This window comes from Odoribacter splanchnicus DSM 20712 (genome assembly GCF_000190535.1).
GTDB classification, from domain to species: Bacteria; Bacteroidota; Bacteroidia; order Bacteroidales; family Marinifilaceae; genus Odoribacter; species Odoribacter splanchnicus.
Genome location: NC_015160.1, coordinates 687,161 through 699,616, shown reverse-complemented (window position 1 = coordinate 699,616; position 12,456 = coordinate 687,161). Strand labels below are relative to the sequence as shown.

At 41.7% G+C, this 12,456-nt stretch carries 13 protein-coding genes; 7 read left to right on the top strand and 6 right to left on the bottom strand.

Translation table 11 applies throughout. From position 1 onward, the window contains the following. Positions 1 to 64 precede the first annotated feature (64 nt). On the top strand, positions 65 to 607 hold the full coding sequence (locus ODOSP_RS02915; protein WP_013610917.1) for an HdeD family acid-resistance protein: 543 nt from the start codon (positions 65 to 67) through the stop codon (positions 605 to 607). Between the two features lie 205 nt (positions 608 to 812). Here the strand turns inward: ODOSP_RS02915 and ODOSP_RS02910 are convergent, their stop codons facing one another. Together ODOSP_RS02910 and ispE are read right to left on the bottom strand one after the other, a co-directional pair. Continuing rightward, a complete protein-coding gene (locus tag ODOSP_RS02910) occupies positions 813 to 1,130 on the bottom strand; it encodes a hypothetical protein (RefSeq protein WP_013610916.1) in 318 nt (105 codons plus the stop codon). A 22-nt stretch (positions 1,131 to 1,152) separates the two neighbouring features. Continuing rightward, complete coding sequence (gene ispE / locus ODOSP_RS02905; RefSeq protein WP_013610915.1) at positions 1,153 to 1,977, bottom strand: 4-(cytidine 5'-diphospho)-2-C-methyl-D-erythritol kinase; 825 nt, start codon at positions 1,975 to 1,977, stop codon at positions 1,153 to 1,155. A gap of 114 nt (positions 1,978 to 2,091) precedes the next feature. Here ispE and ODOSP_RS02900 point away from each other — a divergent pair, with 114 nt between their 5' ends. Beyond that, positions 2,092 to 2,520 carry a thioredoxin family protein gene (locus tag ODOSP_RS02900; protein ID WP_013610914.1) on the top strand — a complete coding sequence of 143 codons (429 nt, stop codon included), beginning with the start codon at positions 2,092 to 2,094 and terminating at the stop codon, positions 2,518 to 2,520. Positions 2,521 to 2,649: 129 nt separating this feature from the next. Here the strand turns inward: ODOSP_RS02900 and ODOSP_RS02895 are convergent, their stop codons facing one another. Further along, positions 2,650 to 2,970 (bottom strand): cupin domain-containing protein, encoded by a 321-nt coding sequence (locus ODOSP_RS02895; RefSeq protein WP_013610913.1) that lies wholly within the window; start codon positions 2,968 to 2,970, stop codon positions 2,650 to 2,652. A gap of 147 nt (positions 2,971 to 3,117) precedes the next feature. Continuing rightward, positions 3,118 to 3,726 carry a trimeric intracellular cation channel family protein gene (locus ODOSP_RS02890; protein WP_013610912.1) on the bottom strand — a complete coding sequence of 203 codons (609 nt, stop codon included), beginning with the start codon at positions 3,724 to 3,726 and terminating at the stop codon, positions 3,118 to 3,120. 121 nt (positions 3,727 to 3,847) lie between these two features. Between ODOSP_RS02890 and ODOSP_RS02885 the strand changes: the two genes are divergently transcribed. Then, a complete protein-coding gene (locus tag ODOSP_RS02885; RefSeq protein WP_013610911.1) occupies positions 3,848 to 5,635 on the top strand; it encodes a MutS-related protein in 1,788 nt (595 codons plus the stop codon). A 47-nt stretch (positions 5,636 to 5,682) separates the two neighbouring features. On the opposite strand, the gene ODOSP_RS02880 is transcribed toward ODOSP_RS02885, so the two are convergent. Beyond that, the gene (locus ODOSP_RS02880) at positions 5,683 to 6,264 is read right to left on the bottom strand and encodes an anthranilate synthase component II (RefSeq protein ID WP_041557156.1); all 582 of its coding nucleotides are present in this window, start codon (positions 6,262 to 6,264) and stop codon (positions 5,683 to 5,685) included. An 86-nt stretch (positions 6,265 to 6,350) separates the two neighbouring features. Here ODOSP_RS02880 and ODOSP_RS02875 point away from each other — a divergent pair, with 86 nt between their 5' ends. From ODOSP_RS02875 to ODOSP_RS02865, 3 genes are all read left to right on the top strand, one after another. Continuing rightward, a complete protein-coding gene (locus ODOSP_RS02875) occupies positions 6,351 to 7,322 on the top strand; it encodes an aminodeoxychorismate synthase component I (RefSeq protein WP_013610909.1) in 972 nt (323 codons plus the stop codon). A 10-nt stretch (positions 7,323 to 7,332) separates the two neighbouring features. After that, positions 7,333 to 7,932, top strand: coding sequence for an aminotransferase class IV (locus tag ODOSP_RS02870; RefSeq protein ID WP_013610908.1), 600 nt, complete (start codon positions 7,333 to 7,335; stop codon positions 7,930 to 7,932). 343 nt (positions 7,933 to 8,275) lie between these two features. Next, complete coding sequence (locus ODOSP_RS02865; protein WP_013610907.1) at positions 8,276 to 8,944, top strand: TapB family protein; 669 nt, start codon at positions 8,276 to 8,278, stop codon at positions 8,942 to 8,944. Positions 8,945 to 8,947: 3 nt separating this feature from the next. Here ODOSP_RS02865 and ODOSP_RS02860 read toward each other — a convergent pair whose 3' ends face one another. Further along, complete coding sequence (locus tag ODOSP_RS02860; protein WP_013610906.1) at positions 8,948 to 10,045, bottom strand: DUF3810 domain-containing protein; 1,098 nt, start codon at positions 10,043 to 10,045, stop codon at positions 8,948 to 8,950. A 332-nt stretch (positions 10,046 to 10,377) separates the two neighbouring features. Here ODOSP_RS02860 and ODOSP_RS02855 point away from each other — a divergent pair, with 332 nt between their 5' ends. Further along, positions 10,378 to 12,444, top strand: a complete 2,067-nt coding sequence (locus ODOSP_RS02855; protein WP_013610905.1) for a cation:proton antiporter — start codon at positions 10,378 to 10,380, stop codon at positions 12,442 to 12,444. Positions 12,445 to 12,456 lie beyond the last annotated feature (12 nt).

The window sequence follows — 12,456 nt, the reverse complement described above, 5'->3', positions numbered from 1 at the left end:
AATCCCCCTTAAAACATTACCAGCCTTTTTTCGTTTAAATAACTATAATTTAAAACTTATAGTTATGGAAACGACAGAAACTTACTCTTCTAACAACCGATATTGGTGGCTAATGCTAATTATCGGTATTCTTTCTATTCTTTGCGGTATATGGGTATTCAGAAATCCGGTTGAATCCTATTTTGCGCTGGCGGTTTATTTCAGTATCATGTTTATCCTGTATGGGATCGGTGAAATTGTAAATGCATTTGCAGGGCAACGCTACCGGAACTGGGGCTGGGGCTTAGCCGTCGGAATACTGGATTTGGTCATCGGATTTATATTATTAGGTAATCTAGCCTGGGCAGCCGATCTGTTACCTTATGTCGTAGGATTTATCTTAATGTTCGTAGGTATCGGTTTTATCGGTCAATCCAGTCAAATGCAATCTTTCCGTATTCCTAATTGGGGATGGGTATTGACAGGAGGAATCCTGACCTTAATTTTTGCCTTTTTGATTATTTTCCATCCGCTTTTCGGTATATTCAATATTATCGTATGGACAGGTCTGGCCTTTATTTTCGGAGGTATATCCGCCATTTTCTATTCTTTTAGCCTGAAAAACTAAAATCCAACAGGAGAAATCTTATAATTTACCTCTTTCCTTTGGACGGTATAGACAACCTGTCAATCGGTGGAACTACAATCTTCGATAAAATACAATGATATCGGGAGACTAATTCCACCGATCAACTTTCGGAAAAGATTCGTCCTTCAGGCTTAAAACCGTTAATCTGTCCGGAAAGGCTTGTCCTCCCTTTTTCCCCCGGTATTTACAATAAATAATGTCCCAAAAAGGAAATAAAAGCACCGACTACGACAGAAGCCAATAAAAGCGGGAATGCACATCTTGAACTTCCCCGCCCCGAGGTAATCACCAGAGGGAGGGTCAAAACTGCAGACACGATCATACCTTTCCACCACCATTGTGTCCAAGGTAAACTCAGGTGATAAACCACATAGGGCATGATCAGAAACAACACAAAAGCCGATAAAACAGTATATTTATCTGCCTTTCTTTTGAATAAAGGAATGATACCGATAAATGCCGATACCAAACCAATTAATATAATCGTCAGATAAGCTCTCATTACAATTCGAACAGGTTATATTTTAAATTAAAGTCTCTCCTTGCCACACACAACAATCGGGAAAATCCAGGTTGATTTCCCGGTCTTTCTTAAACAAGCCATAAATAGCCGATCCGCTCCCGCTCATACTCACAAATTCAGCCCCCCGCTCATACAATTGCTGCTTCAATAAAGTTAGAGAGGGATATTTTTGAAAAACAGTCGCTTCAAAATCATTCCGGATATATTCTTTCCATGTATTTACCGGAAGTTGTCCGAGCTGACGCAGATCATATCCGGCCGGCCGGGGAGTGATCCCTGCATATGCTTCAGGCGTAGATACTCCGAAAGAGGGTTTCACTATGATGATCCGATAACCGGCCAACGTAAGCTCTATCGGCTCCAGCAACTCCCCCTTACCGGAAGCAAATGCCGGACGATCATCGATAAAAAAAGCACAGTCACTCCCCAGGCGGGCAGCATAAGTTACCATCTTTTGCCCGGAGAGACGAAGATCGAAAAAAGCATTCAAAGCTTTCAGCATAAAAGCTGCATCCGCCGATCCCCCCCCTAAACCGGCACCGAAAGGGATGATCTTATGTAAGTGTACTTGTATGGCCGGCAAATGAAAATCGGCAGCCAACAAGTGATAAGCTTTAATCACCAGATTTTTCCCGGGATCTCCTCCCACTTCCAGACCGGTATTCTTAAATCGGAAACTCCCGCTTTCTCCTTCTCCCCGCCCAATTTCGAGTATATCAGACCATCCCACCGGGAAAAAAATCGTTTCCAGATTATGAAAACCGTCATTTCTCTTCCCGGTCACAAAGAGACCGATATTTATTTTCGCATGTGGAAAAACAACCATGGAGTAATCTTTTATTTTAAACTTTGCAAAGATACCCTTTTTTTGTAACTTCGTCCACAGGGAATCTGTATATATTTCCGATAGTCGTTCAAATAATTACTTAATATTTTAGCTATGAAAAAAACATGGATCCTGTTATTGATATTTTTTTCAGCAGGAATTTTGTCATATGCCGATGCCCAAAGTGTGAAAAATTTGAATACGAAAGAATTCAAAGCACAGATTTGGGATTTCGAAAAGAATAAAGACTGGAAGTATCTCGGTGATAAACCGGCCATCATCGATATGTATGCCACCTGGTGTCCACCTTGCAAAAAACTATCTCCTATTTTGGAAGAGATTCAAAAAGAATACGGAGATAAGCTTCAGATCTATAAAGTGGATGTGGATAAAGAACCGGCATTAGCTCAATTATTCAATGCCTCCAGCATCCCACTGATGCTCTTTATTCCCAAAAACGGCAAACCTTTTACGGTAACCGGGTTACGTCCGAAAGAACAAATAACAGACATTATTAATGAAAAACTAGAAGTAAAAAAATAACGACCGTACCTCCGGCACCGAAAAAATAAGTACCGGAGATAACTCCACACTCTCCCCGTACTTCTGAACTAAAGCTTCAAAAGCACAGCAATCATCTTGCAAAATAACATCGATAAAATAACCTTTTCCCTATTCGATATCAAACACGCACAACCATACACATACCGGCTCGATACTGGTACTATCGAGCCGATGTTTGCAATTTTTGGGAATATGCAGGTAGTCTCCTTTTTTCAATGTCACTTTGCGGTCCTCAAATTCCAGCGTAGCCTCTCCCTGAATCAATAATATAAATTCATCGTTCTCCTGATCGTACCAAAATCCTTTGGGCGAACTATGACCGGAAGAAACGATCCGGTCGATCCGGCAATTAGGAGATTTAAAAAGCAAATCGAACTGTTCCTCTTCACCAGCCTCAGCTATCTGAGCAAAAATATTTTCAGGTTTCATATACATTCTGAATAAAAATCAGAAAATTGATTTCAAATTAATAGTATTTCAGACTTTTTTCTGACTAATTATAACAGAACAAAGATAAAACTTGTTATTCTAAATGACAACGTTTTCGATATTAATCTTACATAAAGACTTTCCAACTCAGTTTTCCCCTTTCAGATTAGGCAGACTGATGTGATACTTTACAGCCAGAATCCGGATCAGGATGACAGAAACAGCCCCGATGATCTGTGTCAGTGTCGAATTTAAACCGGAATACAGACAGAGATAGTAAACCAAGCCACCGAACACACAAGCCAGGGCATAGATCTCTTTTCGGAAAATCAAGGGGACTTCATTGATCAGGGTATCCCGCAAAACTCCTCCGGCGGCTCCGGTGAGAGTACCCATAATCAATCCTACCCACATGGGGTAACCATAAGTGATGCTTTTCTCGATACCGACAACGGCGAATAACCCTAAACCGATGGCATCGAAAATAAAAAAAGTATTATTCAACCTGATGACATATCGCCCGAACAGAATAACAAATCCCAAAGCCAGGGCAGTCACGATCAGATAGGAAGACTGCAACATCCAGAACGGGGTAACATCCAGCAACAAATCCCGAATCGTTCCTCCTCCGACAGCTGTAACGAATCCAACCACATAAGCCCCGAACCAATCGAAGCGTTTAGCAGAAGCCAAACGGATCCCACTAATGGCAAACGCAAATGTACCGATATAATCAATAAGCGTCAGAAAATTCATCGTTCCTCTTCAATTAACTACCTGTAAAAAATAACTGTCCGATTTTGAGAGCGCAAAAGTATAAATTTCTGACTATTTTTCCATTTATCCTTTTATTTTTGTACAATCAAAATTTCCGAAAATGAAACCCGATGAATATTACCAGAAACAGATAGACCACTATACCGCCCGTTTAAAGCAAATAAAAAAACGGCGCAATCTGATTACATTGGCCAAATTGCTCACTTTCGGCTATATGATCTTTTTGATCTACCTCCTGATCAACCATAGTACTCAACCTCTCTTACTTTTGGGTATAGGAGCTATTCTCGTATTCATTTTTTTGACTCTATGGGATTCCCAAATCATCTACCGGCAACATCTCATCGAAGAACTACTTCGTATAAACACGTTGGAATCGGATTATTTAGCCGGTAATTTCTCTGCTCTTGACCAAGGCGAAAGGTTCAACGATCCTGCCCACCCTTATGCCCATGACCTGGACCTATTCGGGGAAGATTCCCTCTTCCAGCATTTAAACCGGACAGTGACTTTTTCCGGCACCCAAAAGTTGGTATCCTGGTTATTATCTCTCAGCAAAGACCCGGAAGTCATTCATTCCCGTCAGCAAGCGGCAGAAGAATTATGCGCCGAACCGGAATGGTGTCAACACTTTCGTGCTGCCGGAGCACTCCATCCGACCCAAGCCCTCGATGCGGTCATTTTAAAATCAGGACCGACCGAATCCCCATTCTTTTCAAAACATAGCACAGTCCGTCTGATTTTATGGATAGCCAACACGATTGTAATCGTTTCGTGGGCGGTAACGAGCTTTACCCCCCTGCCTTTTTCCATTTCCCTTGTGCTATCCCTATTACAACTTTCGGCATTGGCCTTATATATCAAAAAAATCAATGCCTATCATCAACGGCTCAACCTGTTTCTGAAAACCATCAGCAATTATCTTCCTTTAGTCCGGTTAATCCACGATCAATCTTTCCGTTCCCCTTATCTTCAGAAAATAAGACACAGCTTGTTTACCCCGGAGAGTAATTCCCTGCAAGCTTTGACTCAACTTCACCGGATACAGAACAATCTCGACCAACGGGGTAACATTGTCATCGCTTTCATTTTAAACGGACTATACCTCAAAGATTTCCATACCCTGCTCCGTCTGGATCACTGGAGAAAGAAATATGGACCTGACATCGAAACCTGGACAGACGTCCTTAGTGAAGCCGATGCCTTGATCAGCATGGCCAATTATCGTTTCAACCATCCTGCTTATTGCCTCCCGGTCATCTGTCAGGATCGATTATTAGACACCGAAGAAATAGGACATCCTTTACTAAAAAGCGAACGAAACGTCACCAATGATTTCAGTATCCGCTCCTTACACCAAATCGCCATTGTCACCGGAGCCAATATGGCCGGTAAAAGTACCTTTTTGCGTACAATCGGGGTAAATCTGATTTTAGCTCAATCCGGGAATGTCGTTTGCAGCCGCTATTTTGCTTTTCAGCCCATGACGCTTTTCACCAGTATGCGGACTACCGATAGTCTGTCTAAAGACACTTCCTACTTCCACGCAGAGCTTCTCCGGCTTCAACAACTAGTTAACATCGCACAGCAGGAAGACAAAGTATTCATCATTTTGGACGAAATGCTGAAAGGAACAAATTCGGTGGATAAATTAAACGGTTCATTGGCTTTCTTAAAAAGGATACTCTCTTACCCTATCTCCGGCCTCGTTGCAACCCACGATTTGGCTTTAGGAGAACTGGCTGACGATTTCCCGGAACATTTTTTCAATGTCTGCTTCGAGATTGTCCATTCCGGTAGTCAAATTACGTACGATTACAAACTTCATCCCGGTATCAGTAGTAATATGAACGCCAGTATCCTTTTAAAACAAATGGGCTTGATATAATTATCCCCTTATCAGGTAAAGTAAACAGCAGCTTCTGCAGGAAACCTTTACCGGACCATTTTCAACCAATTCCTGATTATTCCAGACCCACAATCCGAGATGTAAGACTCCGGATGAAACTGGATACCATGGATAGGTAATTCAGTATGATAAAAAGACATGATATGACCTTGTTCATCTATTGAGCTGGTAATCAATTCTCCGGGCATTGTTTCGGGATCGATCACCCAGGAATGATAGCGGCCCACTTGAATCGGATCGGCCAAATCTTCGAACAGGGGATCGTGTTCATCTACCTTCTTCAAAACACTGCGATGTCCATGCAAAGGGCGAGATAAATTATATAACGAAGCTCCGAATGTCTCTGCAATCGCCTGATGTCCCAAACAAATGCCCAATATCGGATGAGTATACTTACAGAATTCGATCAGTTTTAACAGTTCCCCGGCTTCGGCCGGAATACCCGGTCCTGGCGACAAAAGAATCCCTCCATAATCCCCTAAGCCAGAAAAATCGATCTTATCATTACGGACTATATCATAACCAACAGGAACAACAGCTTCCCGAAGCAACTGAATCACATTGTATACAAACGAATCGTAATTATCGATAACGAGCACTTTTTTCATGAATACAAAAATAACAAATAAAATAGATTTATTTCGCAACATGCTGCAATCCGAATTATCTTTGCCACGGATTTTATAACACAAAGATGAAAGCAGAAATTGTACGGGAAGAGATGAACCGTTGTGGTAGAGCCGGCATTCCTTTCCTATTTGGAGTAGATTTCGAGGGTATCCATGGATTTTTCGTCGAAAAGCCCTTAAGTGATCCATCCGTTTATTTTACGATCGGAACCATCGGTCATTATAAAACGCCCCTTTCCCCTATTCCGGAACCTCGTATAAAAATTCTTCACAGTAGCTTTGAAACATACCAGGAAAAATTCAGGATCGTACATCAAGGCCTGTCACGCGGGGATAGTTTTTTGCTCAACCTGACCGAAAGAACCCCCATCGAAACCAATCTCACTTTAGAACAAATCTTTTATCACAGTCAGGCCCGCTATAAACTTTTACTTCCTGACCGATTGGTTTGCTTTTCTCCCGAAAGCTTCGTCCGGATCGAAAATAATGAGATCCTATCTTACCCGATGAAGGGAACCATCGATGCCACTTTACCCGACGCAGAAAACCGCTTGCTTCAAAATCATAAAGAAACATGCGAACATTATACGATCGTCGATCTCATCCGGAACGATCTGAATATTGTAGCCACTCGTGTACAAGTGAAACGCTTTCGTTACGTAGAAAAGATTCACACTTCCCAGGGTGAGATATTACAAACCAGCTCGGAAATCAGCGGGCAATTACCCGACGGATGGCAAAACGAATTGGGAACACTTTTATTCAAGCTATTACCCGCCGGTTCTATTTCGGGTGCCCCTAAAGCAGCAACCCAAAAGCTGATCCGTCAAGCCGAAGGATTGCCCAGGGGATATTATTCAGGAGTATTCGGTTATTTCGACGGCCAAACGCTCGATAGTGCCGTACTGATCCGATTTATAGAGAAAGTAGATAACCGGTATTACTTCCGCAGTGGCGGTGGTATTACGGTCAATAGTCAGGCAAAAGAAGAATATCAGGAAATACTCGAAAAAATTTACTTACCCATCCAGAAATAGAAATAAAATAATGATAAAAAACGCCTTTATAGAAAGTCTGAAAATTGTCGACGGCCGTTTCATACATCCCGAACTTCACTGGCAACGTATAACCGACACCCAGCGGGTACATTTCGGGAACAGTACCTTCCTTCCTTTATCCTCCGAATCAATACCGCCAGACAAGCGTCTCGGTACCCTAAAATGCCGCATCATTTACGATCAGGAAATCAGAAAAATCGATTTCGAAACCTACTCTCCCCGCCGGGTTCATACTTTAAAACTTGTCGACGGCAGCGGCATCGATTATACTTTTAAATATGCAGATCGGGATAAACTGATCCAATTGCAGCAATCTAAAGGAACATGCGACGAAATCCTGATTTATCAAAACGGTAGGATCACCGATACCAGTTACAGTAATGTCGTTTTTTACGATGGAAACCAATACATTACCCCTTCTACTTATTTACTCAATGGCACGAAACGTCGTTATCTTCTCGAAAGAGGCATCATAAAAGAACAGGATATCGGCCTCGGAGACCTCCCCCGATTCCGGTATCTCTTTCTGATCAATGCAATGCTGGATTTGGAAGACAACATTCAAGTGAAAATCCGGGATATTTCATAAAGTTATTTATATACATATTTACACTAAATGCAGAATTAGTAACGAACTAAACCTACCACTTTTACCGTCGATAATTTTCACTCCTGCCGGTAAAGTCACCCCTCCCACCTACCTGATGAATACGAATCAAGACGATTCCCGATGGATAACCAACAGAAAAGGACGAGCTGCGATCGGAATTTCACCTCAAAGAAAGGGACGTTTTAATTGGAATACAATAAGTTTTGATAGATTTTGATTGATGTATACGTAATAGATTGAAAATAATTGTTTTAAAAAAAGAAAAATAATTATCTTTGTCCAGCTAAAGAGATATTTTTTTATCCAATTAAAACGTCCGTTTATGAAAGATCAAATGTTCTTTATCTTTACGATTTTATATCTCACATGTTCTGCCTGGATCACCGACCATAAAGCTCCTTTCTGTTCCGTCGACAAAGGAACACAACTTCTTTACCAAATCGACAGTGAACAGGCAGAGAGGTACTATTTCCAACAGACGACAGAAAAGATCGAAAACACTGATTCGCTGTCAGTCATTCACTATACAGGAACCCTTTGGGATAAAAAACGAACTGTGGTCATTCCCTCTTTTTCATTTACCACTTCCTGTGTACAAAAGCATGTGAATACTTATCTGCCCAATTTTATTCACATCCGGAAAAACGAGACCTGCCAATTCACCGGCCCGGGCTTCTTACTTCCCGGTTCACTCTCTGTCGGACAACACCTCGAAGACGGATATATGACCATCCAACAAAGCAGTCTGCAAACCCGAATAAGTCAAAAGAACCGGGTTGTAACGGCTCAAACCCGTATAAAAGTACCAGCAGGAGATTTTATTTGTTATAAAATCGAATCTAACCTACAGACCACTTGTTTAGGTATAACGACACGTTATAAAATTTCTACCTGGTATGCCCAAGGAATAGGCATCATCAAATCTGAAATTTATCGGGAAAACAAAAAGTTAATCGGCAGGCAACTTTTGCTGTCCATAAAAAATAAATAACTATTACAAAACGATTCGATCTTCTTGCAAGGACATCAGTAATCCGATTACCTCAGAATAATTTTTAGTACCGCTACTCACCTGATTCCCTTTCAGGTAAGCATTGTACACTTGATGTTGTATTTGTCCCATACCGGGATTATATTTTTCACGCCAATATAATAGATGGCTATTATACAATTCTACTATTTCAGGTCGGATCCGTTTTACAATTTCCTGGTACTGCTCTTCTGTAAGTAATCTCCGGGCATTGTTTACCACATAGCCCAGCATAGAGAAATAACCGCTGAAACGAATAGCAGGTTCCTGAGCAGCAGAAGTAACCAGATAGGCGTATAAATTGGCTTCGGCTTCACTGGCGATCCCGAGACGATGAGCCAACTCATGAGCATAAGTAAAAGGATACTCGACACTCAATAACTCCTGATTCAAATTGAATTCAGTAAAGAAAGGCCCCATATATCCTGTCACAGCCACCCGGGACATCAACCGACTCCACAACATCGGCTTTACCCGTAAAAATTTTCCAGGTTCAACTAAACCGAAACGGGAAGCCATCTTTCCATATCCTTCCTGTATAACTCCGGCAACAGGAATTTTACTCATCGGGCCGGCCGTCGTATATCGCTCCAAATACCAGCCCGAAAGCGTATCTCCTGCCTTACTGTAACTCTCGTTCAGTTTGCCGACATATCCCGTTAGAAAATCCTGAAATTTTTCTGCCGAAAATGCTGCTTTAGCTATACCGGTACGCTCGTAAAAAGGGAAACGGAAATAATTCAATCCCCAGGCAAAATAAAACCAAATATATACCCACATCAGGACACGTATGATCGTCCCGACTGTTTTTTTCGCCCCTTTTCTTTTCCGCCAGGCATAAAAAGGATAAATCAAAATCCACAGACAAGTACCGACGATAAAACAATCGCCCACAGAAAAAGGAAATAAAGAAGAAAAAGCAGAGAGCAAAGTCGAAATAAAGGGATAAAACAGGCAGGCATACGCCTCGGCCCAAGACGGTATCATGCGGAATATACCGATCATTGCTATCAGAAACAGAGGGATACCCCAGCTAAATCCATATTTTTTCTTCATTTTCATAGCTACTTGAATTCAAGACAAAGATCTTTATATTTTTTCTTAAAAACTCATAAATCATTGTATTTTTGTTTTTTATAAAAAACAGGAAAGATTACAAAAGTTTTATTAGTTAATTTCAGGTATCGTAGTCTTGTAACTAAACACCGACCGACCATTTTAGTGCGCGTCTCAGTAATTATCAGGCGAATAGAAAAAATAGCCTACTTCCCTAAATTATTTCAGAAAATTAAAATAAATCATTTCTATTTTAAAGTAAGCATTTTCATATATTTGTTACAACAGAAAAGTTTCGAACAGAAATAGATATTAATTATTATAAAACGCACATAGAGATGTTGTTACCTTTTGTTATCTCCCACGAACTACCCCTGACTGATCCGGTATTGAAATTTTTATTGATACTGGTAATTATTTTATCAGCCCCTTTGCTCCTCAACAAACTGAAAATTCCTCATTTATTGGGATTGATTATAGCGGGTGCGATTATCGGGCCTAACGGCCTTAACCTGGTTCTTCGGGATAGTAGTATTATTCTATCGGGTACAGCAGGTTTGTTGTACATCATATTTTTGGCCGGCCTGGAAATCGACATGGGGGATTTTAAGAAAAATAGTGGCCGGAGTTTCGTTTTCGGTATGTATACGTTCTTGATTCCGATGGCTTTGGGAATCGTTGCCGGCCTTTACGTACTTCATTTTTCTATGGAAACCTCCATCCTATTGGCCAGTATGTTCGCTTCACATACTTTAATCGCCTACCCGATTATCAGTAAATTAGGAATCACGAAAGATAAATCGGTTACGATAACCGTCGGAGGCACTATGATTACCGATATGCTGGCATTACTTGTTTTAACAGTAATCGTAGGCATGGCAACCGGTGTCATTGGAGAACATTTCTGGACCCGATTGAGTATATCGATCGTCATATTCGTTTTATTTGTAGTAATCGCATTTCCTATTGCCGGACGTTGGTTTTTCAAGCATGTACAGGACAGCATATCACAATATATTTTCGTTTTGGTCATGGTTTTTCTGGGTGCTTATCTGGCCGAACTAGCCGGTATCGAATCGATTATCGGTTCATTCCTGGCCGGTCTGTCCCTCAACCGGTTGATTCCCCGGAGTTCTCCGCTGATGCACCGGGTAGAGTTTATCGGTAACTCGATTTTTATCCCTTTCTTTCTGATCGGAGTAGGTATGTTGATCGATTACCGGGCTTTTTTCACCAGCTTCGATACAATTAAAGTCGGTATTGTCATGATCATTGTCGCCACAATAGCTAAATATGCTGCAGCTTGGCTGACTCAAAAAACTTTCCGTATGTCCGTCGACCAGCGAAGAATCATTTTCGGGCTGAGTAATGCCCAGGCTGCAGCAACGCTGGCTGCCGTCATGGTGGGATATAACGTCATTCTCGGTCAAACCCCCGAAGGCGAACCAATCCGTCTCTTAAATGAAAGCGTATTGAACGGCACGATCCTGATGATCCTGGTTACCTGTACAATGGCTTCCTTCTCTGCTCAAAGAGGGGCTCATAATCTGGCAGCCACGGCTTCATCCGAAACCGATGAAACAGGAGACCACAAAGAACGTATTCTAATCCCGCTGAGTAACGAAGACACGGCAGAAGAATTGGTGAATCTCAGTTTGGCTACTAAATCGAAAAAGAATACTCATCATTTATATGCGCTGAATATTCTGGACAATAAAGTTTCAGGAGACGACCAGCAATTGAAGAAATCCCGGCGTCTGCTGGAAAATGCAGCCTTAACGGCAGCAGCGACAGATACCCATCTTCAGGAATTGCAACGCTATGACCTGAATGTAACGAACGCCATATTAAGTGTGATCCTCGAACACCGTATCACTGACCTGGTATTGGGACTACACAAAGAAAAGGGAATACCCAGTTCTTTTTTGGGAAGAATCACGGAAGGTATCCTGGATTACAGCGATGTTACTACGTTGATATATAAACCAGCACAACCCCTCTCTACCATGAAGCGCCATCTGGTAGTCATCCCTGTTCAAGCCGAAAAAGAGGCCGGATTTCCCCAATGGGTTGCCCGGGTGTGGAACGTTATTCAGAATACCGGGGCCAAAGCCATATTTTACGGTTCTTCGGATACCCTCGGCCGCCTCAAAACATTGCTTGGGAAACGAGGAGGGGAAATGGAATTTACCGAATTCAGCGATTGGGAAGATTTTCTGATTGTATTCCGGGATGTTCACAAAGACGATAATTTATGGATCGTAATGAGCCGCCACAATGGTATCTCTTTTAATCCCAGCATGAATCGTATCCCGGGTTATCTGAACAAATATTTCCAACAGAATAGTTTTATACTGGTATATCCTCTACAGGCCAATGCCTCTGCCAACAGATACCTGACCTAAAAGGCTCCGGAT